This is a genomic window from Lysobacter sp. Root604, from assembly GCF_001427505.1.
Classification (GTDB): Bacteria; Pseudomonadota; Gammaproteobacteria; order Xanthomonadales; family Xanthomonadaceae; genus Lysobacter.
In genome coordinates this window covers 387,969-414,769 of record NZ_LMGS01000001.1, presented here as the reverse complement: position 1 = coordinate 414,769, position 26,801 = coordinate 387,969, and the positions used below count along the sequence as shown (strand labels likewise).

The 26,801-nt window shown below is 67.9% G+C and carries 25 protein-coding genes and 5 tRNA genes; 9 read left to right on the top strand and 21 right to left on the bottom strand.

The genetic code is table 11. The features are described from left to right. Window positions 1–149: 149 nt before the first annotated feature. On the bottom strand, window positions 150–818 hold the full coding sequence (locus ASD69_RS02090) for a hypothetical protein (RefSeq protein ID WP_056173375.1): 669 nt from the start codon (window positions 816–818) through the stop codon (window positions 150–152). A gap of 13 nt (window positions 819–831) precedes the next feature. After that, window positions 832–1,242 carry a DUF6165 family protein gene (locus ASD69_RS02085; RefSeq protein ID WP_056173372.1) on the bottom strand — a complete coding sequence of 137 codons (411 nt, stop codon included), beginning with the start codon at window positions 1,240–1,242 and terminating at the stop codon, window positions 832–834. Between the two features lie 96 nt (window positions 1,243–1,338). Here ASD69_RS02085 and ASD69_RS02080 point away from each other — a divergent pair. Together ASD69_RS02080 and ASD69_RS02075 are read left to right on the top strand one after the other, a co-directional pair. Further along, window positions 1,339–1,429, top strand: a tRNA-Ser gene (locus tag ASD69_RS02080). A gap of 270 nt (window positions 1,430–1,699) precedes the next feature. Continuing rightward, window positions 1,700–2,404 carry a PP2C family serine/threonine-protein phosphatase gene (locus tag ASD69_RS02075; protein WP_056173368.1) on the top strand — a complete coding sequence of 235 codons (705 nt, stop codon included), beginning with the start codon at window positions 1,700–1,702 and terminating at the stop codon, window positions 2,402–2,404. A 299-nt stretch (window positions 2,405–2,703) separates the two neighbouring features. On the opposite strand, the gene dnaQ is transcribed toward ASD69_RS02075, so the two are convergent. From dnaQ to ASD69_RS02060, 3 genes are read right to left on the bottom strand one after another with little or no spacing between them, the layout of a single operon-like run. Beyond that, window positions 2,704–3,423, bottom strand: a complete 720-nt coding sequence (dnaQ, locus tag ASD69_RS02070) for a DNA polymerase III subunit epsilon (protein WP_056173365.1) — start codon at window positions 3,421–3,423, stop codon at window positions 2,704–2,706. 19 nt (window positions 3,424–3,442) lie between these two features. Continuing rightward, window positions 3,443–3,901 (bottom strand): ribonuclease HI, encoded by a 459-nt coding sequence (gene rnhA / locus ASD69_RS02065; protein WP_235567166.1) that lies wholly within the window; start codon window positions 3,899–3,901, stop codon window positions 3,443–3,445. Between the two features lie 44 nt (window positions 3,902–3,945). Next, complete coding sequence (locus ASD69_RS02060) at window positions 3,946–4,647, bottom strand: methyltransferase domain-containing protein (RefSeq protein WP_162250599.1); 702 nt, start codon at window positions 4,645–4,647, stop codon at window positions 3,946–3,948. A 122-nt stretch (window positions 4,648–4,769) separates the two neighbouring features. Here ASD69_RS02060 and gloB point away from each other — a divergent pair, with 122 nt between their 5' ends. The 3 genes from gloB (at window position 4,770) to ASD69_RS02045 (ending at window position 7,685) form a co-directional block, all read left to right on the top strand. After that, window positions 4,770–5,549 carry a hydroxyacylglutathione hydrolase gene (gene gloB / locus ASD69_RS02055; RefSeq protein WP_056173356.1) on the top strand — a complete coding sequence of 260 codons (780 nt, stop codon included), beginning with the start codon at window positions 4,770–4,772 and terminating at the stop codon, window positions 5,547–5,549. Beyond that, window positions 5,546–6,766: a lytic transglycosylase domain-containing protein gene (locus ASD69_RS02050; protein WP_056173353.1), complete on the top strand. Its 1,221-nt coding sequence runs from the start codon at window positions 5,546–5,548 to the stop codon at window positions 6,764–6,766. The genes gloB and ASD69_RS02050 overlap by 4 nt, the downstream gene beginning before the upstream one ends. A 127-nt stretch (window positions 6,767–6,893) precedes the next feature. Then, window positions 6,894–7,685, top strand: coding sequence for an enoyl-ACP reductase (locus ASD69_RS02045; protein WP_056173351.1), 792 nt, complete (start codon window positions 6,894–6,896; stop codon window positions 7,683–7,685). A gap of 942 nt (window positions 7,686–8,627) precedes the next feature. Here ASD69_RS02045 and ASD69_RS02040 read toward each other — a convergent pair. The 13 genes from ASD69_RS02040 to ASD69_RS01980 all read right to left on the bottom strand — a co-directional run bounded on the left by ASD69_RS02040 (window position 8,628) and on the right by ASD69_RS01980 (window position 20,397). After that, window positions 8,628–10,619, bottom strand: coding sequence for a peptidylprolyl isomerase (locus tag ASD69_RS02040; RefSeq protein ID WP_056173348.1), 1,992 nt, complete (start codon window positions 10,617–10,619; stop codon window positions 8,628–8,630). A 196-nt stretch (window positions 10,620–10,815) separates the two neighbouring features. Then, window positions 10,816–10,892, bottom strand: a tRNA-Asp gene (locus ASD69_RS02035). Window positions 10,893–11,001: 109 nt separating this feature from the next. Beyond that, window positions 11,002–11,078 (bottom strand) — tRNA-Asp (locus tag ASD69_RS02030). 80 nt (window positions 11,079–11,158) lie between these two features. Next, a tRNA-Val gene (locus ASD69_RS02025) sits at window positions 11,159–11,233 on the bottom strand. Window positions 11,234–11,244: 11 nt separating this feature from the next. Further along, the gene (locus ASD69_RS02020; protein ID WP_056173345.1) at window positions 11,245–11,517 is read right to left on the bottom strand and encodes an HU family DNA-binding protein; all 273 of its coding nucleotides are present in this window, start codon (window positions 11,515–11,517) and stop codon (window positions 11,245–11,247) included. 221 nt (window positions 11,518–11,738) lie between these two features. Beyond that, window positions 11,739–14,171 carry an endopeptidase La gene (lon, locus tag ASD69_RS02015; protein ID WP_056173342.1) on the bottom strand — a complete coding sequence of 811 codons (2,433 nt, stop codon included), beginning with the start codon at window positions 14,169–14,171 and terminating at the stop codon, window positions 11,739–11,741. A 247-nt stretch (window positions 14,172–14,418) separates the two neighbouring features. Further along, window positions 14,419–15,711, bottom strand: a complete 1,293-nt coding sequence (gene clpX / locus ASD69_RS02010; protein WP_056173339.1) for an ATP-dependent Clp protease ATP-binding subunit ClpX — start codon at window positions 15,709–15,711, stop codon at window positions 14,419–14,421. A 186-nt stretch (window positions 15,712–15,897) separates the two neighbouring features. Further along, entirely contained in the window at window positions 15,898–16,524 is a 627-nt protein-coding gene (gene clpP, locus ASD69_RS02005; RefSeq protein ID WP_056173335.1) for an ATP-dependent Clp endopeptidase proteolytic subunit ClpP, read from the bottom strand. Window positions 16,525–16,690: 166 nt separating this feature from the next. Then, window positions 16,691–17,989, bottom strand: coding sequence for a trigger factor (gene tig / locus ASD69_RS02000; protein WP_056173332.1), 1,299 nt, complete (start codon window positions 17,987–17,989; stop codon window positions 16,691–16,693). Window positions 17,990–18,160: 171 nt separating this feature from the next. Beyond that, window positions 18,161–18,790, bottom strand: a complete 630-nt coding sequence (locus ASD69_RS01995) for an alpha-ketoglutarate-dependent dioxygenase AlkB (RefSeq protein ID WP_056173329.1) — start codon at window positions 18,788–18,790, stop codon at window positions 18,161–18,163. Window positions 18,791–18,825: 35 nt separating this feature from the next. Beyond that, a tRNA-Leu gene (locus ASD69_RS01990) sits at window positions 18,826–18,911 on the bottom strand. Window positions 18,912–19,000: 89 nt separating this feature from the next. Further along, on the bottom strand, window positions 19,001–19,315 hold the full coding sequence (locus tag ASD69_RS01985; RefSeq protein WP_056173326.1) for a hypothetical protein: 315 nt from the start codon (window positions 19,313–19,315) through the stop codon (window positions 19,001–19,003). A gap of 194 nt (window positions 19,316–19,509) precedes the next feature. Further along, window positions 19,510–20,397, bottom strand: coding sequence for a methyltransferase domain-containing protein (locus tag ASD69_RS01980; RefSeq protein ID WP_056173323.1), 888 nt, complete (start codon window positions 20,395–20,397; stop codon window positions 19,510–19,512). Window positions 20,398–20,759: 362 nt separating this feature from the next. On the opposite strand from ASD69_RS01980, the gene ASD69_RS01975 reads away from it, so the two are divergent. The 4 genes from ASD69_RS01975 (at window position 20,760) to ASD69_RS01960 (ending at window position 24,266) form a co-directional block, all read left to right on the top strand. Beyond that, window positions 20,760–21,341, top strand: a complete 582-nt coding sequence (locus tag ASD69_RS01975) for a TetR/AcrR family transcriptional regulator (protein WP_056173320.1) — start codon at window positions 20,760–20,762, stop codon at window positions 21,339–21,341. Between the two features lie 91 nt (window positions 21,342–21,432). Then, entirely contained in the window at window positions 21,433–22,257 is an 825-nt protein-coding gene (locus ASD69_RS01970) for an oxidoreductase (RefSeq protein ID WP_056173317.1), read from the top strand. A 114-nt stretch (window positions 22,258–22,371) separates the two neighbouring features. Beyond that, complete coding sequence (locus ASD69_RS01965; protein WP_056173315.1) at window positions 22,372–23,376, top strand: NADP-dependent oxidoreductase; 1,005 nt, start codon at window positions 22,372–22,374, stop codon at window positions 23,374–23,376. 206 nt (window positions 23,377–23,582) lie between these two features. Then, window positions 23,583–24,266, top strand: coding sequence for an AraC family transcriptional regulator (locus ASD69_RS01960; RefSeq protein ID WP_056173312.1), 684 nt, complete (start codon window positions 23,583–23,585; stop codon window positions 24,264–24,266). Here ASD69_RS01960 and ASD69_RS01955 read toward each other — a convergent pair. The 3 genes from ASD69_RS01955 to ASD69_RS01945 form a co-directional block, all read right to left on the bottom strand. Next, window positions 24,263–25,159, bottom strand: coding sequence for a sterol desaturase family protein (locus ASD69_RS01955; protein WP_056173309.1), 897 nt, complete (start codon window positions 25,157–25,159; stop codon window positions 24,263–24,265). The two genes, ASD69_RS01960 and ASD69_RS01955, sit on opposite strands and share 4 nt — an antisense overlap. A gap of 117 nt (window positions 25,160–25,276) precedes the next feature. Then, a complete protein-coding gene (locus ASD69_RS01950; RefSeq protein WP_157498912.1) occupies window positions 25,277–25,894 on the bottom strand; it encodes a hypothetical protein in 618 nt (205 codons plus the stop codon). A 211-nt stretch (window positions 25,895–26,105) separates the two neighbouring features. Beyond that, complete coding sequence (locus ASD69_RS01945; RefSeq protein ID WP_056173303.1) at window positions 26,106–26,741, bottom strand: GNAT family N-acetyltransferase; 636 nt, start codon at window positions 26,739–26,741, stop codon at window positions 26,106–26,108. Window positions 26,742–26,801: the final 60 nt, after the last annotated feature.

Sequence of the window (26,801 nt, the reverse complement as noted above, 5' to 3'; positions counted from 1 at the left end):
CCGGCGGCGTGCGGCGCTACCGATGGCGGGCAGGCTGACGAGACTCGCGCTCGCCGGGGCACTCTGGGTTGCGTCGGGCCCGCGGCATCCGGCGCAGGCTGGCGACGCGCGCCAACCCGCGTGTGCAGGCCGCCGGCGCCTGCCGGCGATCAGTCGTTCGCGCCGACCTGCAGGCGGCGCCAGATCGACAACTGGGTGCGCTGGCGCCGGCGTTCGCGGTACACCGCCGCGACCAGGGCCAGCGCGATCGCGAGCGCGGCGATGCCGACCTGAGCGTTGCTCCAGTAGCGGTAGCCGCCAAGCGCCGCGTCGATCGCGACGAACACCAGGGCCGCGGCCGCCGCGTTGCAGGCCAGGCTGCACAGCACCTTCATGCGGTTCAGCGCCTGCCGCGAGGACGGATCGACCGCCTCCAGATACTCGCGCATGCGCCGGTCGACGTCGTGGAACACCGAGGTCGACATGTGCGCGGCGTCGGGCAGGGTCAGGCCCTCGTCGCGCTGCAGGCGCTGGGCCAGGAACGCGATCGCCGGCGCCCAGGCCTGGCGCAGCCGCGGCCAGACGATGGCCTGGGCGAAGGCATAGACCAGACGCCCGAGCGGGCTCAAGGCCAAGCCCAGCACATAGGCCCCGGCGAACCAGGTCGGCAGGGTCAGTTCCGGCGCCTGCGCGCGCAGCAGGCGCAGGCTATCCGGGTAACGCAGGGCCAGCGCGGTCAGCAGCAGGCCGCCCGGACACAGCCAGGCCAGCAAGTCGTCGTAGAGCCAGGCGCCGGCGGCGCGCGGCCCGGGTTCGCGTCCCTGCGGCGAGGTCGGCATGCGCCGGACCGACTCAGGGCGCGGCGGCGCCGCTTTTGTAGTCCTCGTAGGACTTTTCCTCGACGTAGCTGGAACCCAGCGCGAGGTTGATGTCCTTCTTGATCCGGGCGCGCTCGTCGTTCTCGAAATAGACGCTGCGCGCCAGGCGCACGAACTCGGCGTCGAAGGCCTGGGCCTTTTCCTTGATGCGGATGTCGTCCTCGATCACCCACAGGCGCTCGTTCACGGCCTTGAGCTCGGCGCGCAGGCGCACGATGTCGTGGCCGGCGGCCGGATGGGCCATCCAGGTCTGCTCCAAGGCCGACAGCTCGTTACGCACGTTGGCCAGCTTGGCCGGGTCGCTCATGCGCTCGGACTTGATCTGGAGGATGGCGATCTTGTCCAGCAGTTCGCCGAAGGACACCGGAACCAGGATTTCGGACATGGCAGCGTTTCGTTCAGGGGGCCACAGTGTAGCCGCCCGGACGCATGCCTTGTCGGAAGGCTTCGCGCCCCGTATCATTCCCGGCTCACTGCACCCGGAGAGGTGGCAGAGTGGTTGAATGTACCTGACTCGAAATCAGGCGTACGTTTATAGCGTACCGGGGGTTCGAATCCCCCCCTCTCCGCCAGATTATGCAAAGCGGGCCCGACCGGGCCCGCTTTTTTGTTGGCCGCGGCCCTGCCGGCGGCGCCGGATCGTGCGGGAATAGCGCCGAACCGTGCCGCACAGCATGTTTTTTACGCGATGATGCGCGGCTCCGGTCATGTTTCGTTACTGCAACACCGGGCATGGTCGTGAGGGGGAATGCGACCGTCGCTTGCCGCACGGCCGCTACGCCCCGATGATTCCGTTTACTACTCGAAGAGCCTCCGACAAACGCGACCGGCATGATCGACTCATGATCGAATTCGGACACCTGACGCATGTCGGCCTGCGCCGCGAGCTCAATGAAGACACCTATTACGGTGACAGCGAACTGGGCCTGTGGCTGGTCGCCGACGGAATGGGCGGGCATGAGTACGGCGAGGTCGCCAGCGCGCTAGCGCGCGAGGCCATCGTGCGCGAAGTCCGCGACGGCACCCCGCTGGCCCAGGCCATTCGGATCGCCGACGAGGAGATCATCCGCACCTCGCGCCGCCGCAACGACGCCCTGCCCATGGGCACTACGGTGGTCGCCGCGCGCGTCAACGGCAACCGATTCGAGGTTGCGTGGGTGGGCGACAGCCGGGTCTACCTGTGGCGCGACGGCCAGTTGGCCCAGCTCTCGCAGGACCACAGCTACGTCCAGGAACTGATCGCCAACGGCGCGATCACCCACGAGCAGGCGCGCAGCCATCCGCATCGCAACGTGGTGACCCAGGCCCTGGGCGTGACCGACCCGCGCAATCTGAACGTCGAGACCATGACCGGCGAGCTCCGCCCCGGCATGCAGCTGCTGCTGTGCAGCGACGGCCTGACCGAGGAAGTCGACGACCGCAGCATCGCGCGCGTGCTCGCGCACAACGACTGCAGCGCGCAGGAATGCGTAGACAGCCTGGTCGCGGCCGCGCTGGACGGCGGCGGCTCGGACAACGTCACGGTGATCCTGGTCCGCAGCCACTAGGCATCGCCGATGGCGATGCTGCGGCTGTCACCGCAGTCTACGGCCGCCCCCCATTCCGATTCGACCCGTAGGATGTGGTGAGCCACAGGCGAACCGCATCGCCACGTAGCAGGCCGGATGACGATGGTGCGGTTACCACCGCACCCTACGGCCGCCACCTCATTCCGATTCGACTCGTAGGATATGGTGAGCCACAGGCGAACCGCATCGCCACGTAGCAGGCCGGATGACGAGGGTGCGGTTACCACCGCCCCCTACCCTTGCACCCTCTCGTGCCTGCGCAAAGCAGCGAGGCGCCCCTACGTCGTCGCGGGAGCCTCCATCGCATCCCACAAACACTTCCCCGCCTTCTTGCGCAGCTTCTCCAGGCGCGCCTCGTGCGCGGCCCGTTCCTCGCTGCTGATCTGCACGCGCGGACGCGGCGCGCTGGCGTCCAGATCGAACACCGCCGCCGCGGACTGGCCGCCGCCGTCCTCGCCCTGGCCGAAGCCCAGATCGCTCTGGCCCGAGGTCAGGCCGATATAGACCTCGGCCAGCAACTGGGCGTCGAGCAGCGCGCCGTGCAGCTGGCGGTGCGCGTTGTCCACGCCCAGGCGCTTGCACAGCGCATCCAGCGAATTGCGCTGGCCCGGAAAACGCTGGCGCGCGAGCAGCAGCGAGTCCTCGATGGTGGCGCGGTCGCCGAGCTTGCCGTACTGCGGCCCGGCCAGCGCCAGTTCGTTGTCGAGAAAGCCGACGTCGAAGGCCGCGTTGTGGATGACCAGCTCGGCGCCGTCGATGAAAGCCAGGAACTCGTCGACGATGGTCTCGAACTTGGGCTTGTCGGCCAGAAACTCCAAGGTCAGGCCGGTGACTTCCTGCGCCCCGGGCTCGAATTCGCGCTCGGGGTTCAAATACGTGTGGAAGGTCCGGCCGGTGGGGCGGCGCTCGACGAACTCGACGCAGCCGATTTCGACCACGCGGTTGCCGCGCTCCCAGCTCAGGCCGGTGGTTTCGGTATCCAGGATGACTTGGCGCATGGGTCGATTCTCGCCGAACTCAGCGCGCGACGCTGCGGTAGCGCTGGGCCTGGGTGCGCGCCAGCACGTCGACGCGCTCGTTGTCGGGGTCGCCGGAATGGCCCTTGACCCACTTCCATTCGACCTTGTGGCGCAGGTTGGCCTGGTGCAGGCGCTCCCACAGATCGCGGTTCTTGACCGGGTCGCCGCCGGCGGTCTTCCAGCCGCGCCTCACCCAGTTGCCCATCCATTCGGTGATGCCCTTGCGCACGTACTGCGAGTCGGTGTGCAGGGTCGCCACGCAGGGCTCGATCAGCGCTTCCAGGGCCATGATCGCGCCCATCAGCTCCATGCGGTTGTTGGTGGTGTCGGGCTCGCCGCCGGACAGCTCGCGCTCGCGGCCCTTGTAGCGCAGCAGCGCGGCCCAGCCACCGGGCCCGGGGTTGCCGAGGCAGGCGCCGTCGGTGTGGATGTCGACGGTTTTGGTTTCGGTCGCCAGTGCGTGATCTTGCAAAGCCTGCGGTCCTGTCTGAGGGCCGCGCATTATCGCCGCTGCGGCGCGCAACGGCGCGCATTCGTTCCGACCATCGCGCCGCCGGCCTGCCAGCGCAAATTGCGCAGCCGCGCCGGCGGGATCAGGGCATGCACGCGCTTGGACACGGTCAGGCCGATGCCCGCGCGCAGACGGTCGGCGGCGCCGATACCGACCGCGCCGTGCGCGGGCCGCCACAGCGGGCCCAGCCATTGCAGGCTCACCGAGTCGGAGGCGAAGCCGGCGCCGCGCAACATCGCCTGCCAGGCGCCGGTGTTGTAGGCGTGCAGGCCCGAACGCGCCCAGCGCGCGCGGTAGGGGCTCCAGGGATTGAGCGCGGCCAGCCACAGGGTGCCGCCGGGCGCGAGCACCCGCGCGCATTCGTCCAGCAGCGGCATCGGGTCGATGCCGTCGTCCAGCACGTGCTGCAGCAGCACCGCACCCAAGGCCTCGCTGGCCAGGGGCAGCGGCAGCGCGCTGCGGAAGGCGCCGTCGAAGCCCTGGCCCTGGCGGCGCAGGCGCACCCCACGCGTGCTGGTGCCGCCCGGCGGCGAGGTCGCGTCGACGCCGATCCAGGCCCAGGGCATGGCCTGACAGCCGGCCAGCACCCGCGCCATCGCCGCGGATTCGACATCGAGCAGGCCCTGGCCGGCGACCCCACCGAACCAGGCGAGGGCGGCATTGGGTTGACGGCCGGTGGACAGGGCGGGCATGGTCGCCATTCTGTCGGAACATCCATTTGAAAGCGCGGTCCTTCGCAGGCCCGGCGGCGCGGCCCTGTTCAGTTGCATGTTCAGCGGAGCGCGGCGCGGCCGGCCGCCCAGGAGCTCAACGAATGCGATTGCTGGCTCTGCCCGCCCTCAACGACAACTACATCTGGGCGCTGTCGGCCGACGACGAGTCGGCGCTGATCGTCGACCCCGGCGACGCCGCGCCGGTGCTGGGCGCGGCCGTGCATGGCCTGCGCCCGACCGGGATCCTGCTGACCCACCACCACAACGACCACATCGGCGGGGTCGAGGCCATCCTCGCCCACTGGCCGGGCATCCCGGTGTTCGCGCCCGACGACGACCGCATCGGCGCCGCCACCGCGCGCGTCGGCGACGGCGTGCGCCTGCACCTGGGCGGCTGGAGCGCGCGCGTGCTCGCCGTGCCCGGCCACACCCTCAGCCACATCGCCTATCACCTGGAGGACGTGGGCGGCCACGGCCTGCTGTTCAGCGGCGACACCCTCTTCAGCCTGGGCTGCGGCCGTCTGTTCGAAGGCACCCCGGCGCAGATGCACACCTCGCTGTCGCGCCTGGCCGCCCTGCCCGGCGACACCCGCCTGTGCTGCGGCCACGAATACACCCTGTCCAACGCCGCCTTCGCGCGCGCGGTGGAGCCGTCCAACCCGGCGCTGCTGCGCCGCATCGAGGAAGCCCAGGCCATGCGCAACGCCGGACGTCCGACCCTGCCCAGCACCCTGGCCGACGAAGTCGCAGCCAATCCCTTCCTGCGCGTGCATCAGCCCGAGGTACGCGCGGCCGTGGCCCGGCGCCTGCGCCGCGAACCCGAGGACGACATCGACACCTTCGCCGAATTGCGGCGCTGGAAAGACGGGTTCCAGGCATGAGCCGGGCCCGCAATGCCGGTCGCCTCGCCGCGGTCGCGTTGGCGCTGGCGGCCGCATGCGGCGCGCCCGCGTTCGCTCAATCCGCCGCCGCTGCCGCATCCACGCCGGCCGCGGCCGCCGAGCCCGCGCCGCAAGCCGCGATCCCCGGCCCGACCCGCAACGGCCGCGAGATCTACCAGCGCTTCCGCGAAGGCCTGGCCGATCCGACCTGCGAAGCCGGCGCCAGCACACGCTGGCGCCAGCACTTCGCCACCGCGCCCAAGCGCCTGGCCGCCAGCAACGACGACACCCTGCCCTTGTTCGGCTACGTGGTCGACGCGCTGCGCGAGGCCCACCTGCCCACCGAGTACGCGCTGATCCCGTTCGTCGAAAGCGGCTACAAGCCGGGCGCGCGCAGCGCCGCCGGGCCGGCCGGGCTATGGCAGATGATCGCGCTGACCGCGCGCAATCACCGCGTGCCGATCCGCGCCGGCTACGACGGCCGCCTGTCGCCGGTGGATTCGACCCAGGCCGCGGTGCGCTACCTCAAGACTCTGCACGGCATGTTCGCGGGCGACTGGCGCCTGACCGTGATGGCCTACAACGCCGGCGAATACCGCATCCTGGGCGCGCTCAAGCGCAACGGCCAGGTCGCGCGCAACGCCAAGCCCGAACAGCTGACCGGCCTGTCCGACATCACCCAGGCCTATGTGCGCAAACTGCATGCGCTGTCCTGCCTGATGGAGCAGGCCGACGATCGCGAGGAATGGCTGCGCGCGCTGGACCGCCCGGTGCCGCGCCTGCAAGCGGTGACCGTGCCCGACGACGTCGCCGACATCGCCGCCTGGGCGCGCCGCAGTGGCCAGGACGCGGCCCAACTGCAACGCCTCAACCCGGTCTTCGCCGGCGGCCGCATCGGCCAGGCCGGCGCCGCGCGCGCGCCGCTGCTGGCGGTGCCCGCGGGCGCGATCGGCGGCGTCGACGGCGACCAGGCGCAGGCCACCAGCACCGCCAGCGTGCCGGCCGCGGCGACGGAGCAGGCGCCCGCCGCCGACACCGGCAGCGCCGGCGAGCCGCGCCGCCACACCGTCGCCCGCGGCGACAACGCCTGGACCATCGCGCGCCGTTACGGCATCCGCGTGGCCGACCTGCTGCAACGCAACGGCCTGGGCGCCAACGCCGTGCTCAAGCCCGGCCAGGCCCTGCTGATCGATACGCCCGGGGCGAAAGCGCCGTGAACCGTACCGGATCGTCCGTCGCCATCGCGCGGGTACACTAGAGTCTTTGCTCGACCGCGCACCGGTCGGGCGGTTCCGACGCGCGGCCCACGACGGCCGCGTCCACCGCAAGTTTTAGGGAGTGCACATGGGTTTCCTGCAAGGTAAGCGCGCATTGATCACCGGCATCGCCAGCGAGCGTTCGATCGCCAGCGGCATCGCCGAGGCCATGCACCGCGAAGGCGCGCAACTGGCGTTCACCTACCAGAACGAGAAGCTCAAGACCCGCGTGGAGAAGGCCGCCGCCGAGTACGGCAGCAACATCGTGATCCCGCTGGACGTCACCAGCGACGAGCAGATCGCGGCCTGCTTCGCGCAGCTCGGCCAGCACTGGGACGGTTTCGACATCCTGGTCCACGCGATCGCCTACGCCCCGCGCGAAGCCATCGCCGGCCAGTTCCTCGACGGCCTGACCCGCGAGAACTTCGGCATCGCCCACGACATCTCGGCCTATTCGCTGGCCGCGATGGCCAAGGCCGCGCGCCCGCAGATGCAGGGCCGCAACGGTTCGATCCTGACCCTGAGCTACCTGGGCGCCGAACGCGCCCTGGCCGGCTACAACGTCATGGGCGTGGCCAAGGCCAGCCTGGAAGCGACCGTGCGCTACCTGGCCTACAACCTCGGCCCGGAAGGCACCCGCGTCAACGCGATCTCGGCCGGCCCGATCAAGACCCTGGCCGCGGCCGGCATCGCCGGTTTCCGCAAGATCCTCGGCCACGTCGAGGAGAACGCGCCGATGCGCCGCACGGTTACGATCGAACAGGTCGGCAACGTCGCCGCCTTCCTGTGCTCGGATCTGGCCTCGGGCGTGACCGGCGAGATCACCTATGTCGACTCGGGGTACAACATCCTGGGTATGACGGGGATCGATAGCGAGTGAGTGGGGGCTGCGCTTAGGCGCGCGAGCGACAAAGCCAGAAAAGCCCGGTGCGATGCCGGGCTTTTTCTTTGCGCCATCCCAACCTCAAGCGCTGCCCTCATCCGCCCTTCGGGCACCTTCTCCCGCACGCGGGAGAAGGGACAGCGAAGTCGCCTCGAGCTTTAGCCCCTCTTTCGCTTGCGGGGTGAGGAGCCACGCCTTGCGAGTCATCGGCTCGCGCGGCACCCCAAGCACGCAGCACTAACCTCAAGCGCTGCCCTCATCCGCCCTTCGGGCACCTTCTCCCGCACGCGGGAGAAGGAATAGCGAAGTCGTCTCAGAGCTTTGGCCCTCTTTCGCTGGCGGGGTGAGGAGCTACGCCTTGCGAGTCATCGGCTCGCGCGGCGCCCCAAGCGCGCAGCATTAACCTCAAGCGCTGCCCTCATCCGCCCTTCGGGCACCTTCTCCCGCACGCGGGAGAAGGAACAGCGAAGTCGTCTCAGAGCTTTGGCCCCTCTTTCGCTGGCGGGGTGAGGAGCTACGCCTTGCGAGTCATCGGCTCGCGCGGCCCCCCAAGCACGCAGCACTAACCTCAAGCGCTGCCCTCATCCGCCCTTCGGGCACCTTCTCCCGCGGGCGGGAGAAGGGATAGCGAAGTCGCCTCAGCGCTTTAGCTCCTCTGCCGCTTGCGGGGTGAGGGGCCGGCCTTGCGAGCCATCGGCTTGAGCGGCACCTCAGCCCGATCGCTGTGCGATCGGGCTGAGGTGCGAGTCGTCGCCGCAAGCGCGCAGCAGCCCAACCTCACGCGCTGCACACGTCCGCCCTCCGGGCACCTTATCGGCTTTGCGGTTCCTTCGGTGGCCGCAAGCGGGAGAGGGGAATCGCAAGAGGCGCCATCAAGAATCCAAAAGCAAAAAGCCCGGCGAGATGCCGGGCTTTTTGTTGCGATAACGCCAGTACCGATCAGAGATTCTGATCGACCACCGTCACCTTCATGCGCTTGCGCTGCGCGGCGACCAGCGCCTTGATGTCGTCGGCGCCGCTGATCTGGGCCAGCTGGGTCTGCATCTGTTCGCGCTGCGGCGGAGGAACCTGGGCCAGATCGCCCGGGGTGACCTTGCTGACCGCGAACAGCACCGCGCGGCCGTCCGGCAGCATTGCCCTGCCCGGGGTGACCTTGCCGGCCGCGGGCGGCGCGACCGCGAACACGGCCTCGCTCACGCTGGGGTCCGGAATCGGCGCGCCGCGCGGCAGGTTCGGGATCGCGTGCGGCGCCGGCAGTTGCTTGGAGGTCGCCACCGCTTCCAGGGTCTCGCCGCCACGCAGACGCGCCAGCAGCGCGTCGGCTTCCTTGGTCGCGGCCTTGGTGGCGCGGTCGGCGCGCACCGCCGCGATCACCTGATCGCGCACCTGCGCCAGCGGCTGCGAACGCTCGGGCGTATGCGCGGTCACGCGGATCAGCACGCTGTTACCGGGAGCGATCTCGATCGGATCGCTGACCGTGCCGCCCTGGATCAGGGCGTCGGAGAACGCCGCGCGCAACAGCGCCGGGTTCGCGGCCAGGCCCTGGGCGCCGCTGCGCGCGCCATTGCGCGTGAGCGGGCCGAGCTTCTGCACCGGCAGCTTCATCTCGCGCGCGGCCGGCCCCAGCGAGGACGGATTCTTGTAGACCAGATCGACCAGGCGGCCGGTGAAGTCGCTGACCACGCGTTCGCTGTCGGCCTCGGCCTGCTCGCGCGCCAGGGCTTCGCGTGCCTGCTCGTAGGTCTCCGGCTGGCCGGCCTTGACCTCGCGCACCTGGATCACGTGCCAGCCGAAGTCGGTCTTGACCGGGCCCACGATCGCGCCCTGCGGCGCGGCGAACAGCGCCTGCTCGAACGGCGCCACCATCATGCCCTTGCTGACCCAACCCAGATCGCCGCCGCCGGCCTTGGAGCCGGTGTCGTCGCTGTTGGCGCGCGCCAGCGCGGCGAAGTCGGCGCCCGCGGCCTTGGCCTGTGCGGTCAACTGGGTCGCTTTCTGCTCTGCGGCCTTCTGCGCCGCGGCGTCGGCGCCGTCGGCCACGCGCACCAGGATGTGCGAAGCCAGACGCTGCTCCTGAGCGACGAAACGGCTCTTTTCCAGCTCGTAGCGCTTGCGCAGGGTGTCCTCGTCGGCCGGCGCCGGCGGCGGCACACTGGCTGCGTTCACTTCCACGTATTCCAGGGTCACGGTTTCCGGCGCGCGGTAATCGGCGCTGTGGCCCTGGTACCAGGACTGCAGTTCGGCGGCGCTGACCGCGCCGGTGTCGGGCGCCGGCTGCGGCAGCATCACCAGGCCGACGTCGCGGGTCTCGCCCATCAGGCGGATCAGGCGGTCCAGCTCGGCCGAGGTCACGAACTCGCTCTCGACCAGGCCGCCGGCCAGCAGCGACTGCTGCAGCGACTGGCGCACGGTTTCCTGGAACTGGGTCGGCGTTTGCGGCGGCACCTGCGAGGCCAGGGCCAGACGGTAGCGATCGAGATTGAACTTGCCGTCGACCTGGAACGCCGGCACTTCGGCCAGGGTCTTCTTGACCAGCGCGTCGCTGACCACCAGGCCTTCGCTCTTGGACGCCAGTTCCTGCACGCGCCGATCGATCAGCAGGTCCAGGATCGCCAGCTTGTTTTCCTTGCTCTCGAAATCGCGCGCATCGAAGGCCTCGCCCTCGGCCGCGCGGCGGCGCTGGCGCTCCTGTTCGAAAGCGGTGCGGAAATCGGTGGAGTCGATCTTCTCGTGCTGCCACAGCATCGACACCGGCCACCACGACGGCGCGCTCTGCCAGTACGAGGGCGGCACATCGATATGCGCGACCGAGGTGTCGGTGCGCGCGCCCATGTACTGCTCGATGCCGACGAAGGCGAAGGGAATGATCAGCAGGCCGAGGATCGCGGTGGCGATCCAGCCGGAAGTCTTGTCGCGAAGTTTCTGCAGCATATCCGGGTCGCGTAGGTCGTAAGCCGGACAGTTTAGCGCGCTTGAGGCCGGGCGCGCGGGCCTGGCCGGCCCGGGCGGGGCCGCCGGTTCCGGACCGGGGCGAAATCGCGAACGGCGTCGAAGCGACCGGCCTGGAACCCGGATCCCGGAGCGCGGGCAAAAAAGAAGGCGCCGTTTCCGGCGCCTTCGGCAAAACTGGCGGAGTGGACGGGACTCGAACCCGCGACCTCCGGCGTGACAGGCCAGCATTCTAACCGACTGAACTACCACTCCGCTGTTTGAACCTGGAAACTCGAGCCGACGATTCTACCGCTATGCAACAAAATCGAGGACCCTCACTTATATAAAACAAAAGCGCCGTTTCCGGCGCTTTTGGCGAAACTGGCGGAGTGGACGGGACTCGAACCCGCGACCTCCGGCGTGACAGGCCAGCATTCTAACCGACTGAACTACCACTCCGCACTTTTGAAACTTTTGGCCTTTCGCCTCGCGGCACTGCCGTTTCCGGCGGGCGGCTTAGCAGTAGGGCCAGTTTGATCTGGTGGGTGCTGAGGGTTTCGAACCCCCGACCCTCTCCGTGTAAAGGAGACGCTCTACCGCTGAGCTAAGCACCCGAGCGAGTCGCTTAGTTTACAGCATCCTTCAGCGCCTTGCCAGCCTTGAACGCCGGGTTCTTCGAGGCCTTGATCTTGATGGTGGCGCCGGTCTTGGGGTTGCGGCCCTGGCGCGCGGCGCGCTTACGGACCTGGAACGTACCGAAGCCCACGAGCGTGACGGTGTCGCCCTTCTTCAGCGCCTTCGTGATCACGCCGATAACGGCGTCGACGGCGTTGGCTGCGTCGGTCTTGGACAGCTCGGCAGCATCGGCGACGGCGCTGATGAATTCACCCTTGTTCATTCTTTGGACTCCCTGTGCGGTGTTACCGCGTGTTCTGAGAATCGGCGTGGCGCGCTGCGCGAGCGGGCCACGCCGATCGAGTTTGCCGCGCCTACTGCGTCTGTGGCAGCTTTCGCGCGGTTGCGGTCGTTATACCAGCGGCATTTTGGGGGTGCAAGCCTGAAAGCTAATAACGACGGGCCTTCCAGCCGATTGGACCGCTTTCCGACCAACGGATTCCGTCAATGCTTGACGTCCGGCTGAGGCGATGCTTGTCCGCCATCGCGCACCGGAACTTCGGCCGGACCGGCCACCGGCGTCGGCGTCACCGGACGTTCCAACGCGATGTCCAAGACCTCGTCGATCCAACGCGCGGGCACGATCTTCAAGCCTTGCGTCACGCTCTTGGGCAGGTCGGCAAGATCCTTCTTGTTCTCGTCCGGAATGATCACGGTGCGGATGCCGCCGCGCAGCGCGGCCAGCAGTTTTTCCTTGAGCCCGCCGATCGGCAGCACGCGTCCGCGCAGGGTGATTTCGCCGGTCATGGCGACATCGGCCTTGACCGGATTCTTGGTCAGCATCGACACCAGCGCGGTGGCCATGCCGATGCCGGCGCTGGGGCCGTCCTTGGGCGTGGCGCCCTCGGGCACGTGCACGTGCACGTCGTGCTTCTGCAGGAATTCCACGTCGATGCCCAGGCGTTCGGCGCGCGCGCGCACCACCGACAGGGCGGCCGAGGCCGATTCCTTCATCACGTCGCCGAGCTGGCCGGTCAGCAGCAGCTGGCCCTTGCCCGGCACCAGCGTGGCTTCGACCTGCAGCAGATCGCCGCCGACTTCGGTCCAGGCCAGGCCGGTGACCAGGCCGACCTCGTTCTGCTCCTCGGCGCGGCCGTAATCGAAGCGGCGCACGCCCAGGTACTTGTCGAGATTCTTCGAGCCGACGTTGACCGAACCGTCCTTGCTCTTCTTGGCCTTGGGGCCGGCCAGGGCGATTTCCTTGACCACCTTGCGGCAGATCTTGGAGATCTCGCGCTCGAGATTGCGCACGCCGGATTCGCGCGTGTAGTAGCGCACGATGTCGCGCACCGCCGACTCGGCGATCTTGATTTCGTCGACCTTCAAGCCGTTGGCCTTGATCTGCTTGGGCAGCAGATAGCGCATGGCGATGTTGAGCTTCTCCTCCTCGGTGTAACCCGGGATCCGGATCACTTCCATGCGGTCCAGCAGCGGGCCGGGAATATTCAGCGAGTTGGAGGTGGCGACGAACATCACCTCGCTCAGGTCCAGATCGACCTCGAGGTAGTGATCGTTGAAGGAATTGTTCTGCTCGGGGTCCAGCACCTCCAGCAGCGCCGAGGACGGATCGCCGCGGAAGTCCATCGACATCTTGTCGATCTCGTCCAGCACGAACAGCGGGTTCTTGCTGCCGACCTTGTTGAGGTTCTGCACGATCCGGCCCGGCATCGAACCGACGTAGGTACGGCGGTGGCCGCGGATCTCGGCCTCGTCGCGCACGCCGCCCAGCGACATGCGCACGAACTTGCGGTTCGTGGCCTTGGCGATGCTCTGGCCCAGCGAGGTCTTGCCCACGCCCGGCGGGCCGACCAGGCACAGGATCGCGCCCTTCATGTTCTTCACGCGGGTCTGCACCGCGAGGTATTCGAGGATGCGTTCCTTGACCTTCTCCAGGCCGAAATGGTCGGCGTCGAGCACGTCCTGCGCGGCCTTGAGGTCCTTGCGCACCTTGCTGCGCTTCTTCCACGGCACGCCCAGCAGCCAATCCAGATAATTGCGCACCACCGCGGCCTCGGCCGACATCGGCGACATCTGCTTGAGCTTGTTGAGCTCGTTGCGGGCCTTGGTCTCGACCGGCTTGGGCATGCCGGCTTCGGCGATCTTGCGGGTGAGCTCGTCGATGTCGTTGGGCGCGTCGTCGATCTCGCCCAGCTCCTTCTGGATCGCCTTCATCTGCTCGTTGAGGTAGTACTCGCGCTGGCTCTTCTCCATCTGCGACTTGACCCGGCCGCGGATGCGCTTCTCCAGCTGCTGCACGTCGATTTCGCCGTCGACCAGGCCGACCAGCTGTTCCAGGCGCGCGCCCACGGCGTGCGTCTCCAGCAGCTTCTGCTTGTCGCCGATGCGCACGCCCAGGTGGGCGGCGATGGTGTCGGCCAGGCGGCCGGGCTCGTCGATGCCCGACAGGGTCTGCATCAGCTCCGGCGGCAGCTTGCGGTTGGTCTTCACGTACTGCTCGAACAGGGTCATCAGCGAGCGCGCGATCGCCTCGATCTCGCGCTCCTCGCGGTCGATGGCGGGCTCGACCACGTGGGCCTGGCCGGCCAGGGCGCCATCGCGCTCGGCGACGGCGTCGACCTCGACGCGCGACACGCCCTCGACCAGCACCTTGATGGTGCCGTCGGGCAGTTTCAGCAGTTGCAGCACATGCGCCAGGGTGCCGATCGCGTACAGGTCCTCGGCGCCGGGATCGTCGGTCTCGGCCGACTTCTGGGCGACCAGCAGGATGCGCTTATCGGACTCCATCGCCAGGTCGAGGGCGCGAATCGATTTGTCGCGGCCGACGAACAGCGGGATGACCATGTGCGGGAACACGACGACGTCGCGCAGCGGCAGCACCGGCAGATCCAGCACGTCGCGTTCGGTGGGTTCGGTCATGACAGCTCCGGGGGGAGAAAACACTTGAAAAATACTGGAAATCCGGCAGGTAGAACCGGACGCCGTCGATGGCGTCCCCGACCGGGATCGCGGGCGATGCAGCCCCTTGCGACGGTTATGGGGGCCTGCGCCATAGGATGCAAGCGGCCCGCGCTTCGCAGCGCGGGCCGTGCAGAAAAACCGTCATGGAATCAGCCGGTTACAGCCGATATGCGGCGCCCGTCCGGGAACGCCGCTGGGGCCGCGTTCAGTCCGCGGCGGCGACCTTGGGCGCGGCGGCCGGCGGGGTCTGGTAGATCAGGTAAGGCTCGGACTTGTGGTCGATCACCGACTCGTCCACGACCACCTTGCTGACGTTCTCCAGCGAAGGCAGTTCGTACATGGTGTCCAGCAGCACCGACTCGACGATGGTGCGCAGGCCGCGCGCGCCGGTCTTGCGCTTGAGCGCCTTGCGCGCGATCGCAGTGAGCGCGTCGGCGCGGAACTCCAGCTCGACGTTCTCCATCTCGAACAGCTTCTTGAACTGCTTGGTGATCGCGTTCTTGGGCTCGGTCAGGATGGTGACCAGGGCCTGCTCGTCCAGCTCCTCCAGGGTCGCGACCACCGGCAGGCGGCCGACGAACTCGGGGATCAGGCCGAACTTGATCAGATCCTCGGGCTCGACCTCGGCCAGGATCTTGCCGACCTCGATCTTGCGCTCGCTGCTCTTGACCTTGGCGCCGAAGCCGATGCCACCGGCCTCGGTGCTGCGCTGCTGGATGATCTTGTCCAGCCCCGCGAACGCGCCGCCGACCACGAACAGGATGTTGCGGGTATCGACCTGCAGGAATTCCTGCTGCGGGTGCTTGCGGCCGCCCTGCGGCGGAACGCTGGCGACCGTGCCTTCGATCAGCTTCAGCAGCGCCTGCTGCACGCCTTCGCCCGACACGTCGCGGGTGATCGAGGGGTTGTCGCTCTTGCGCGAGATCTTGTCGATCTCGTCGATGTAGACGATGCCCTGCTGCGCCTTCTCGACATCGTAGTCGCACTTCTGCAGGAGCTTCTGGATGATGTTTTCCACGTCCTCGCCGACGTAGCCGGCCTCGGTCAGCGTGGTCGCATCGGCGATCGTGAACGGCACGTTGAGCAATCGCGCCAGGGTCTCGGCCAGCAGGGTCTTGCCCGAACCGGTCGGACCGACCAGCAGGATGTTGGACTTGGCGAGCTCGACGTCGTCGTTCTTCTGACGGCTCTCGATGCGCTTGTAATGGTTGTACACGGCCACCGCGAGGGTGCGCTTGGCGCGCTGCTGGCCGATCACGTACTGGTCCAGCACCTCGAGGATTTCGCGCGGCTTGGGCAGGTGGCTGCGCGCCGACTGCGCCTTCTCCTCGAGCTCCTCGCGGATGATGTCGTTGCAGAGCTCGACGCACTCATCGCAGATGAACACGCTCGGGCCCGCGATCAGCTTGCGGACCTCGTGCTGGCTTTTGCCGCAGAACGAGCAATAGAGAATCTTGCTGCTATCGCCGGTGCTGCGTCCCTGTCGATCGTCGCTCATGCTTTTGCCCAAATGGTGCGGTGTTCTCGGAGCGCGCCCGCTCGGGCCGCGTCCGCAGTTACGTGGTGCGTTGTCGGCCCGAGGATAACACAGCGCTCCGGCCCGTCCCCGGGCCGGTCGCCATGTTCACTGCCTGCCGAAAACAGGAGTTCGATCAACGGCTTGCGCGCGGGCTCGGGCCCGGCCTCAGGCGGCCTGGATCGAGTCTTCCGGACGCCGCTCGAGCACCTGGTCGACCAGACCGTACTCGCGCGCAGCCTCGGCGCTCTTGAAGTTGTCGCGCTCGGTGTCGCGCGCGATGGTCTCGATCGGCTGGCCGGTGTGCTTGGCCAGCACCTCGTTCAGGCGCTGACGCAGGGTCAGGATCTCGCGCGCCTGGATCTCGATATCGGTGGCCTGGCCCTGCGAGCCGCCGGAGGGCTGGTGGATCATCACCCGCGAATTCGGCAGCGCGTAGCGCTTGCCCTTGGCGCCGGCGGCGAGCAGCAGCGCGCCCATGCTGGCGGCCTGGCCGATGCAGATCGTGCTCACGTCGGGCTTGATGTACTGCATGGTGTCGTAGATCGCCATGCCCGCGGTGACCACGCCGCCCGGCGAGTTGATGTAGAAGCTGATGTCCTTCTCGGGGTTCTCGGCCTCGAGGAACAGCATCTGGGCGACGATGACGTTGGCGACATGATCGTCGACGCCGCCGACCAGGAAGATCACCCGCTCCTTGAGCAGGCGCGAATAGATGTCGTACGCGCGCTCGCCGCGGCTGGTCTGTTCGACCACCATCGGTACGAGGTTCAGGGCTTGGATTCGGTTGTCCATCTCGACGGCACCTATGGCTGACGTTGAATGCTTTGCAGAGCCTTCGGCGGTACCGAAGGTTCCCGGGTAGGCCCAACTTGGGGCCTGCCGGGCCTCTACGCAAGGGCGTCCCGGGTTCGGGACGCCGGCCTGGCGCGTTCGCTTCCTGCGGGATCGCCGCCTGGACTTACTGGCGGATCGCTTCGCTGAACGAGAGCGGCTGCTCGGTGTGCTGGGCGCGCTCGGCGATCCAGTCGATCACCTGCTCTTCCATCACCCGGCCCTGCAGGCTGTTCATCAGCTGCGGGTCGTTGCGGTACAGCTCGATCACCTGCTGCGGTTCCTCGTAGGTCGAGGCGATCAGCTTCAGGGTCTCGTTGACGCGGCGCGGGTCCAGCATCAGCTGGTTGCGGCGCGCGATCTCGCCGACCAGCAGGCCGACCAGCACGCGCTTCTGCGCGCTGTCCATGAAGGTCAGGTAGGCGTCGGCCGGGGCTTCGATGTTGCGGCCCTGGCGGCGCGCCTGCTCGACGGTCTGTCGGGCCATGTCGCGGGCCTCGCCCTCGACCAGCTTCGGCGGCATTTCCACGTGCTGGTAGGCGGCGATCAGCTGCTCGCCCACTTCGCGGCGCAGACGCGTCATCAGCGCGCCCTTGAGCTCGCGCTCCAGGTTGCTGCGGATGTCGGAGCGGAACTGCTCGGTGTCGCCGCTCTTGATGCCGAAGCTCTTGATGAAGGCCGCGTCGACCTCAGGCAGTACCGGCTCGGACACCGTGGTGGCCTTGAGGTGGACCTCGACCGTGCGGCCGGCGAACTGCGGCACGCGCCATTCGGCGGGGAACTCGATCGGGGCGACCTTCTCTTCGCCGGCCTTGAGGCCGACCAGGGCTTCTTCGATCGCCGGGAACATCGCGCCCGAACCGATCACGGTCGCGCCGCGCTCCACGCCCTCGGCGGGGATGCGCTCGTCGCCGACCTGCGACCAGGTTTCGATCTCGACCGCGTCGCCGGCGGCGGCGGCGCGCTCGATCGGGTTCCAGGTGCGGCGCTGCAGGCGCAGGTTCTCGATCATCGCGTCGATGTCGGCATCGGCGACGTCGGAGGTGTGGCGCACGACATTGAGCTTGGCGACGTCGATGTCGCCGAAATCCGGGACCACTTCGAAGGTGGCCACGTAGGCCAGCTCGCCGCCCTCGGCGGCCGCCGGCTCGATCATCGGGTTACCGGCGATCTGCAGCGACTCCTGGCGCACGGCATTGCTGAAGCCTTCGCGCAGCAGGCCGTCGAGCACTTCGGCGCGGACCTGCTCGCCGAAACGCTGCTCGATCACCTTGGCCGGCACCTTGCCGGGACGGAAACCCTTGATCTTGGCGCCGCGCGCGATTTCGCGCAGGCGACCGCCGACCTGGCTCTCGAGGCGATCCGCCGGGAGACTGAAGGTCAGACGGCGTTCCAGATTACCCAGCGATTCGACCGAAACTTGCATATCCACTCCTGCTACCGCGACGGCCCGTCGCGGCACGATGTTGAAGACCTGTCCGACCGCTGGCCGGGTCTAGGCCCTCCAGCGGAACTTACTAGTTTCGCCGATTACGGGCCGCGCTGCCAGCCGGGCGTCCGAAGGTCGCCTGGCGGCACGGATCGTACGGGTGCCGGCTCAGCGCAGGATGCGACGGAAGGTCAGGTTCACCCGCGGTCCGCAGGGCCGGGCGAGCTTGGCGATGCCGTGCAGCCAGTGGCGCTGGGTCTGGCCGCGCATCAGCAGCAGGCTGCCGGAGTCCAGGGGGATGCGCACCGGCGCGACCGCGCTGGGCGCCGCCCCGCGCGCGAGGCGGCGCTTCATCACGAACACCCGGCGCTCGCCCAGGCTTAGCGAGGCGATGGTCGGCGCCGGGCCCAGCTCGGGCTCGTCGTCGGCGTGAAAACCCATGCCGTCGCGGTGATCGCGGTAGTAGTTGAGCAGGACGCTGTTGAATTCGGCCCCGCTGGCCCGCTCCACCCGCTGTTTCAGGTCGGCCAGCAAAGGCGTCCAGGGGCGCGGCCGCAGATGCAGGCCGGAATAGGTGTAGGCGGCGTCGGCATCGCCGTACCAGGCGCTCAGGCGCGGCTGCGCGACCTCGCGCCCGAACACCACGATGCGCTCGGCGCGCCAGGGCACCTCCGCGATCAGCTCGGCCAGCACCTCGGCGTCGGGCCGCCCCAGGTCCAGGCGCGCCAGCAGCGCCACATCGGCGCCGTCCATCGTCAGGGTCTGGAAACCGTCGGCCGGGGCGAACAGGTCCTGCATGCGCGGTGGGCGCTCCTCAAGGCCGGCGCCGGGGCTGGTGCGAAAGGCGGGACTCGAACCCGCACGGGGGTTACCCGCTGGAACCTAAATCCAGTGCGTCTACCAATTCCGCCACTTTCGCGTTCGCGCCGACCCGCAACGCGGGCCGGGCATTCTAGGCGCGCGGCGGCGCCTTGCGCAAAGCGGCCGCGCGCGACGCGTGCCCGACGCTCAGTCCTCGGCCTGAATCGGGGGCGCGGCGACGGGCGCGGAGCCGTAGACCTCCTCGATCGCCGCGACCTTGCCGTCCTTGATCGTGATCAGCGTGGTCTTGCCGTCGCGGTAATACTCGAAACGCTCGCCGACCTCGGCGCCGCGTTTATTCTCGATCTTCTTGATCCGGCTGGGCGCGCCGGCGACCTGATAGACCTGCCCCACCCCATCGCCGGTTACGAGCACCCGATTGCCGAACGCGACCGTGTCGGCGGCCCAAACCGGCGTCGACAAAGCCAGACTCACCATCAGCCCCCACCCTAGCTTGCGCATGACCGCCCTCCTCTTCCGTGGATGCTTTCAGGCTACCCACGCCACCCTAGCGCGGGCTTAACCGCTGCTCGCGATGCGACGAACCGGTTGCCGACCGAGCGCTCCGGACTAGCGGGCCTCTGCCGCCTCCGTTTGCTTCATTTCCCGATATCGCCTCAGGCGCGACTCGCTCGCGACAGCGGCGACCGCTGCAGTCAGCGGCTGCGGAACACCGCGATCCGGTCGCTAGGCGGCCGCGCGTCGCCCGCAAGCCAAGGCTCGGCGGCGACTACCGCGGTGCAGGGCCCCAGCGTGCAGACGCGGATCGCGCGCGATCGCGCCTGTTGCGCGATCGCGTCCAGCACCTGGCGCAGGATCGCGCCGGTGAACGGCGTGTACAGATAGAAGACTGTCGCCTGGCCCAGATCGACCGCGCGCGCATCCGCGCAGGCGAACGTGGCGCGCCTCAGCCCCAGCTCGGCGGCGCAGGCTTGCGCACTGGCCACATAGGCCGGCTCGATCTCCACGCCGTGCGCGCGCGCCTCGGTGCAGGCCGCGACCAGCAGCGGTACATGGCCGAGGCCGGCGCCGAGGTCGAGCACCACATCGTCGGCGCACAGCGACAGACGCCGCAGCAGATCGAAGACATGCCGCGCCGGCGTGGGCTGATAGAACACCATCTCCTCCGCCAGCGCGCCGATCTCGTCGCCGGGCGCAGGCAGGCGCAGCACGCCGCTGACGAGTTCGTCGAGGGGATCGTAGTGTTCGCCGGTCTCCGTTTCGGCGATGAAGCAGCGGGCGGCCCAGTCCAGCAATCCGGCGCCTCCGCCGCCGCGACGCAGGTCCTCGCGCAGCCCGTCGCAGAGCGCACGGTCCAATGCCTCCAGCCAGCCCCGCAATGCGTCGGCGCGCGCGCGTTCGGCATCGTCGCCGACATCGAGGCCCAGGGCGCGTTCGAGCCCGTCCAGTGCACGCGAGCGCGCCGGCAGCGCCTCGGGTTCGAGTAGCGCCCGATCGCCCTCCAGTTGCTCGAGCAGCCCCTGCAATGCGGTGGTTGGATGGGATCGTGCGAAAAGTTCGAGTTCGATGTTGCGGTCCGCCATCGCTGTCGTTGCCCAGATCCTTATCGCGAAGGCCTGCGGTCGCGGCGCCGTACGCGTTCGGGCGATTACCTTGGACGAATCCAAGTGGGTCGTCCATGGCTGCCCAACGCGACAGCCCCTGGCCGCGCGCGCTTGCTTTCCGCATCGGTCGGCTAGCCCGGCAAGGCTAGGGGAACGGCATAGTTCAATTACAAATCAATCGGTTACGCAAAAGGCAACGGCGACACCGTTCGCTCTCTGCAGAAAATCGGCGCATAAGCACGCTCGTCGGCGTGCCGTCGAAACCCTGCCCCGCAACGGCGGCGACCGGCTCCGGAAAGCCGTTTGCATCGTGCGCTCAAACTAAATATGATGACCATCATATGAAACGAGCCGCCACCCGCTCCAAAGAAGCCACCCACGATCGGATAGTCGACGCCGCCGCACGCGCCATACGGCGCAGCGGCTACAACGGCACCGGCGTCGCGGACATCATGAAAGCCGCCGGTCTGACGCACGGCGGCTTCTATGCGCATTTCGCGTCGCGCGAGGCAATGCTCGCCGAGGCGGCGGACCGCGCCGGCGGCGAAAGCGTGGCGATGATGGAGCAGATCGCCGCCAGCTTGCCGCCGCAACAGGCGCTTCCGGCCATGATGCGGGCTTATCTCTCCGAGCAACACCTGGCAAGCATCGAGACGGGATGTGCGACCGCAGCGCTCGGATCGGAGATGCCGCGCCAGGCGCCCGAGGTCAGACGTGCCGCCACGCGGCGGATCAAGGAGATGATCGATCTCGTCGCCCGCCAGTCGCCCGACTGGGGACAGCCCAGCGCGCACGAGCACGCCCTCTTCACCATCGCGGCGATGGTCGGCACCTTGGTGCTGGCGCGCGCCGTCGACGACCCCAAGCTATCCGAAGGCCTGCGCGAGGCTGCCTTGAAGCAGCTCACGCCCTCCCAGGACTGAGCGCAATGCGTGCTCATGCCGATGCGCTCGACCTCGAATATGACGAACATCATATTCAATGCACGCCCACCCCACCGACTGAAGGCCGCTCATGAAGATCAAGGAATCCATCGCACTCGTAACCGGCGCCTCATCCGGCATCGGCGAAGCCACGGCGCAGCGGCTCGCGATGGCGGGCTACAAGGTCTACGGCACCAGCCGGCACGGCGCTCAGTCGATACAACGCTCGTTCGCGATGCTGTCGCTGGACGTGACCAGCGACGAATCGGTCGAAGCCGCCGTGAGCGCGCTGATACGACAGGAGGGCCGTATCGACCTGCTCGTCAACAACGCCGGCTTCGGCGTCGCGCCCGCCGGAGCGGAGGAGAGCTCGATCGAGCAGGCCAAGGCGATCTTCGAAACCAACTTCTTCGGGCTCATCCGCATGACCCGTGCCGTCGTGCCTCACATGCGTCGCCAAGGCATTGGCCGCATCATCAACATCGGCTCGGTGCTGGGTTTCCTTCCGATGCCTTATGGGGCCCTCTATGCCGCGACCAAGCATGCGATCGAAGGCTATTCGGAGTCGCTCGATCATGAGTTGCGCACACGAGGCATCCGGGTCTCGGTGATCGAGCCCGCCTACACCAGGACCCGGTTCGACTCGAACTTTCTGGCTCCGGATTCGAAACTCGATGAGTATCGGGAAGTTCGCGCGCTTCTGGACAAGGTACTCGAGCAGGTCATGGCCCGCGCCGACGAACCCAGCATCGTGGCCGAGGTCGTCCTGAAAGCGGCCACGGCCGCGCAACCCAAACTCCGCTACACGGCCGGCGGGCTGGCGAATCGTCTGAGGCTGTTGCGCAGGTTCGCGCCGACCCGGTGGGTGGACGCCGGCATTCGAAAGGATCTGCGGCTCGACAGTCCCAAGGCCTAGCCGCCACGCCTACCGGGCGGTCCACAACCCTCGACGCACCGCCATGCGAACCACCGCCCCTGCCGACACCGTCCGCTTCAAGTCGGCCCGGGCCATACACCGAGAGCAGCAGTCATGAAGGCCTTCATCGTCGACCGTTACCAGAGCAACGGCCCATTGCGCCTGGAAGAAATGCCGGAACCGGAAGTGCGCGAGCAGGATGTCCTGGTCGCCGTCCATGCGGCGGGTGTGAACCCACTGGACGCCAAGATCCGGGATGGCGAGTTCAAGCTCATCCTGCCCTATCGACTGCCGCTGATCCTGGGCAACGACGTGGCCGGGGTCGTGGTTCGCGTCGGCGCCAAGGTCCGCCGCTTCAAACCCGGCGATGAAGTGTATGCGCGGCCGGACCAGGGCCGCATCGGGACGTTCGCCGAGCTCATCGCGATGGACGAAGCCGATGTTGCGCTGAAGCCCAGGAATCTCAGCATGACGGAAGCCGCCTCCATCCCGCTGGTCGGCCTGACCGCGTGGCAGGTGCTGGTCGAACGCGCCAAGCTGAAGACGGGGCAGAAGGTCCTGATCCATGCCGGCTCCGGCGGGGTTGGCACCTTCGCCATCCAACTGGCGAAACACCTCGGCGCGACGGTGGCGACGACCACCAGCACGGAGAATGTCGGTCTGGTCAGAAGCCTCGGTGCGGACGTCGTCGTCGACTACAAGAATGAAGACTACACAAAGGTCCTGCGTGGCTACGACGTGGTCCTGAACAGCCTGGGCAAGGACACACTGGAACAGTCCCTCAGGGTGCTGAAGCCCGGAGGGAAACTCATTTCGATCTCCGGCCCGCCGGATGTGGAATTCGCCAAGCACAGCGGTTTGAGCTGGCCACTCCAGCAAGTCATGCGCCTGTTGAGTTTCGACATTCGGCGCAAGGCCAAGCGGCAGGGCGTCGGCTACTCGTTCGTCTTCATGCAGGCCAATGGCGAGCAACTGAGCAAGATCACTGCGCTCATCGAATCCGGCGCCGTCCGACAGATCGTGGATAAAGTATTCCCGTTCTCAGCCACCAACGACGCGATGGACTATCTGGCCAGAGGGCGCGCGAAAGGCAAGGTCGTCGTCAAGATGGTCGGATAGCGGTCGCGAACGCCGACGGCCTTCATAGCCGCTTCGGGTCACGATCGATCACAGGCTCGCTGCCCGCGCAGGAAGCGAGGACAGGCGGCAGTCCGATCGGCGCGGGAACTCCAGCTCGACCGCCTGTCGGACCTGCGATTGCCGAGCTTCGATTTCGGCCACAATCGCTCTTGCACGAACGGTAGCGAGTTTTCGCCGACATCCGCATGCCTGCATTGCCCTCCTCCAGCGCCTGGATCGGAACCTTATTGCTGGGCGAGCACGTGGCGGCGCTGCAGGGCCGCTCCGGCCGCAGCCTGCGCCACGCGCACTACGCCCACCAATTGCTGCTCAGCGATGCCGAGCCCTGGCTGGTGGAGGTCGACGGCAAACGCAGGCAAGCGCATCGCCTGTGGCTACCCTCGTTCCAATCGCATGCGGTGCTCGCCGCCCCGGCCGAGGGCTGCACGATCTTCCTCGAGCCCAGCCACGTCGATGTCGACGCGGTGCTGGCGCAACTGCCGAACCTGCCGGCCCAGCTGTCGGCACTGCAGCCGTTGTTGTCTGGCCTGTGCCGGGCCCGGCCCTTGGACCGCCGCCTGCAGGCGGCCATCGCCGAGATCGGCGCGCGCCTGCCCGACAGCGTGTCCGCCGCCGACATCGCGCAGGCCGCGCACTGGTCGACCAGCCAGCTGCAGCGGCGCTTCCAATCCGACCTGGCCGTGACCCTGCGCGGCTGGGTGCTATGGCGACGCCTTCACCAGGCCCTGCTGCGCCTGCTCGCCGGCGACAGCCTCACCGACAGCGCGCACGCTGCCGGTTTCGCTGACCTGGCGCATCTGTCGCGCAGCTTGCGGCGCATGTTCGGGATCGGCGCCGCGCAACTGCGCGGGTTGCGCTTACAGACCTAACGCCTGGCGGCCGTCGTCAGCGCCGCCGGCATCGGCGGCGTGTCGCCCGAGGACAGGTCGCGGAACGGCGCCAGCAGTTGGCCAAAGTAGTCGCGCGGATAGTCCGGCTGACTGCCTATCCCCAGGTCGCGGCTACCTATGCGATAGCCGGGCGCATCGAAGGCGGTGCCGAGCAGCCGGTCCCAGACCGTGAAGAACAAGCCGAAGTTGACGTCGCCGGCGCGGCCGTAACGCAGGTGATGGAAGCGATGCCGCGGCGCCCAGGCCATCATCCGCCCGAGCGGGCCCGGCCGCATGGCGACATTGCAATGCTGCAGCAGCAGTTGCACGGCGATGGCGAAGGCCAGCACCGCCGCCACCGGATACGGCATGCCCAGCAACAGCAGCGGCAACACCCCGCCTACCGCTTCGACGGCCTGATGCAGCGGATGCTTCATCAACCCATTGAGCCCGTACATGCGCGTCACGCTGTGATGCACGGCATGCAGGCGCCACAGCCAGCCGATGCGATGACTGGCGTAGTGCATCAGGGTGATGCCCAGATCGGCGCCCACGATGGCCAGCAGCAACTGCGCGGCGAACGGCCACTGCAGCGGCCACCACTGCCAGGGCAACCAGCCCGCCAGCAGCGGCACCAAACCGATCGACAGCACGTTCGCGCCCTCGTTGACCAAGGCATGCAGGACATCGCGACCGCGATCGCCATGGCTACGGTTGAAGCAGACGTCGTAAGGCCACAACTGCTCGGCCAGGAAGGACAGCAACGCCGCCAGGCTCAGCAGCGGCAGCAACCACAGCGCATCGCCGTGGCGCTGCCCCACCCACCACGCGGCGGTGCCTACGAAGCCCAGCAGGAACACCGGGGCGTACAGGCGCAGGATCCAGCGTTTCATCTTCACTCCAGACGATCATGGAGCGCGCATGCTCACGCCCGCGCCGCGCGCGCGGCTTGAACAAACCGCGCATCCTGCGCGCGCGGATCCTCCGGCAGGGAGAAGAACCGACGGCGTCTAGCGAGTTCCTCGAGTCGCGGTCTTCCCGCCGCCGCCCAAGGCGACCTCATGCGTTTTCGAGACCTCACCGGGACGCCACGACAGGCTCCAGCGGTAGCGACCCGGCTCCGGGCAGGGATTGCTGGCCTCACGCTCTATCGAGCGCTTGCAGATCGGCGAATCGCGGAGGACGTCGAAGGTGACCTGGATGCGGTCGCCGACGATCGCCAAGGCACGCACCTCGCCGGGCACGTGCAAGGACGCATTCCATGCGTATCCGCTCTGGCGGCCACGTCGCTTCAGATCCGCTATATAGTCGTTATCGAGCGAACTGGGACGCCAGAACGAATCGTCCTTTCGCATCGGTGTCATTACGATAATGTCGTTCTCGCAGTCGAAGTTCGCGCCGAGGCAGGTCGCCGTCTGCAGATAGACGACCTCGTCCACACCGTTGCGATCGAAGTCCGCGATCTGGACGTGGCGCGCCGCATAGTCGAACTGGATGTCGTCGCCCGATTGGGCCTCCGCCGAGATATTGGCCGCGCGCACCGCCCCGCGGCTATCGATGGCGCCCGCGACGCCGCTGAACCCCACGACCAGTGCGGCAACGGCCGCGATTCCTTGCAGCTTAGGCATAACACCTTCCTTGTCCGTCGTAGCCGCATTCTAGGGCGGCTACGCGAGCGCTAGGCACCGGTTCGGCGCGCGACCGCACGGCCGGCACAGGGCGCCAGACTCCGCATGCCTCGTATGGGTAGACGCCTTGTCCGTTGTAGCGGCCTAGCGCCTCCGGCTCAGCCACCCTGTATGGCCAAACATCGCCAGACCGGACCGCCCAGCCTGGCGCTCACCTTTCCGGAATGGTCGCCGCGGCGAAGGGCGCCAACACCGTCCAGCCCAGGTTGGCATAGAGGCCGCGGCCGTCCGCCGTGGCCACCAGCAATGGCCGGCTCGCAAGGGATGTTCGCGCGGCGCCCAGCGCGCTCATGACCGCCATGCCCAATCCTTTGCGCCGGTGATCCGGGTCGGTTTCGATCCGATCGTAGATAAAGACCTCCGCGGTCTCCGCCGCGCAGCCGCTCGCGGCCAGGCCGCCATCCGGCGCCAGGACGCAGGCGCGGGTGACCGGGCCGGTGCGATGGAGCTCCATCCGGTAGCCATCCGGCAGGGGCTTGGGCTCCGGGCCGACGGCCACCGTCGTCATGAAATAGTTCGCCGGCTGCATCTCCCACCGCGCCGGCAGCACACTGCGCAACGCTTCATCGGTGCCGCACAGCTTCAAGTAATGGCGTGGCGCCGTAAGTTCGTGCGCGAGCTCCCGCAGGCCATCGCACAGCTGCGGGAATACCCAGCGCCGGGTTTCCTTTTCCGAGTGGGTATCCACCCGATAGCCCCCGCGATCGCGCACCGGGGCCGGGGCCCCTCGGGCGATGGAATGCGCTGTCTGCCAGGCGAAAACGAGTTCGGGGTCGATAAGGGACAAGGGGGTAACCGATCGTAGGTGGCGCCCGCACGATGCATGCTTCGCGACGGGCGGTGTAGT